Origin of the sequence: Vibrio ichthyoenteri ATCC 700023 (genome assembly GCF_000222605.1) — a bacterium.
GTDB classification, from domain to species: domain Bacteria; phylum Pseudomonadota; class Gammaproteobacteria; order Enterobacterales; family Vibrionaceae; genus Vibrio; species Vibrio ichthyoenteri.
Genome location: NZ_AFWF01000065.1, coordinates 1 through 1,201, shown reverse-complemented (window position 1 = coordinate 1,201; position 1,201 = coordinate 1). Strand labels below are relative to the sequence as shown.

Below are 1,201 nucleotides of genomic sequence, written 5' to 3'. Positions count from 1 at the left end.
GCATGAATTAATTGAGATGATCATGCATTACCATAAGAAACAATAATATTTAAGTGATATAAGTATGAGTAATAATGCACTAGCAAAGCGATTGCAACAAAGAAAGTCGGCCATAGAAAATATAGGTGTTCATGATGAGTGTGTTGCAACGAATGTTCAAAATAATTTGCGTAAGTTAAAGTTAGGTTCTGGAAAGCTAGTTGAGCTTGAACTTCGGTGGTTTAAAGATAGATGTGATATAGAGTCTAGTACTGCTGTTGACGTCTCTAATATTAGAGATCAAGAGCAGCTTACGGCGGAGAATCTACAGGATATTATATCAAGTATCGATGATATACAGCTATATCCTGCGATTGGGTATTTAGATGACGGTATTGTAAAAATTGTTGATGGTTCAAGAAGGCGAAAGGCTGCCATTATAAAGAACTGTCAATATGTTGTTGAGGTTGCAAATTGCAAATTATCTCTCAAAGATGCCGAAGAAATAGTACGAATTTCTGAACAAAAAAAGAAACTTTCTTACGTTGAGTGGGGGCGTTTTTATCAAGCAAAATTATCACAAGGAATTTACCCTGATGCAAAAACGATGGCAGATGCCGAAGGTGTTTCCACAGGGTATCTTTCGTTATGTATAAATGCCGCAAAAGTTCCAAATGAGTTACTAAACCTTTTTCTTGATAATAGTTTAATAGCCTCTCAAAAGCACACTAAGTTACTTGTTAATGTAACAAAAGTATTGCAGTCTCGAGATATTAAGCTTCAATCCTTTATTGATGATCTTGAGGGTGAATTAGTAATAGCATTGGAGAATGCTTGCACCCCCGAAGAGCATACAGAATTAGTCTGTCATATAATTGGTACGGCAAAAGATAGACTGATTCGTACACCAAAAAACAAAGAAAAGGATAAGTTAAAGGTAGAAAATCTTGGTAGAGGTGTGACGTTTTCAATTAAAAGCAAAGATTCTGCAATAATTAATTTACGCAAAGTGCCAGATGATAAAAAGAAAAAAATAAAAGATTTCATTCGTGAACTTATGGATGCCGAAAGCTAGCCTTACATCTATATTGTTGTTTTTAAATGTTATTTTCTGTTTTTGTTATTGGTTTCACATGCGTGAATGCCGAGGTTGCACACTAATATCCAATTGCTCCCTTTTGTCCCTTTCTGGATAGGGCTTTTCCCTTGATAACCCTTTCCT

Annotated in this window: 1 protein-coding gene; it reads left to right on the top strand. The window is 35.2% G+C overall.

Translation table 11 applies throughout. The features are described from left to right. Positions 1-64: 64 nt before the first annotated feature. The gene (locus tag RH85_RS05990; protein WP_006711314.1) at positions 65-1,054 is read left to right on the top strand and encodes a ParB N-terminal domain-containing protein; all 990 of its coding nucleotides are present in this window, start codon (positions 65-67) and stop codon (positions 1,052-1,054) included. The last annotated feature ends 147 nt before the right edge of the window (positions 1,055-1,201 follow it).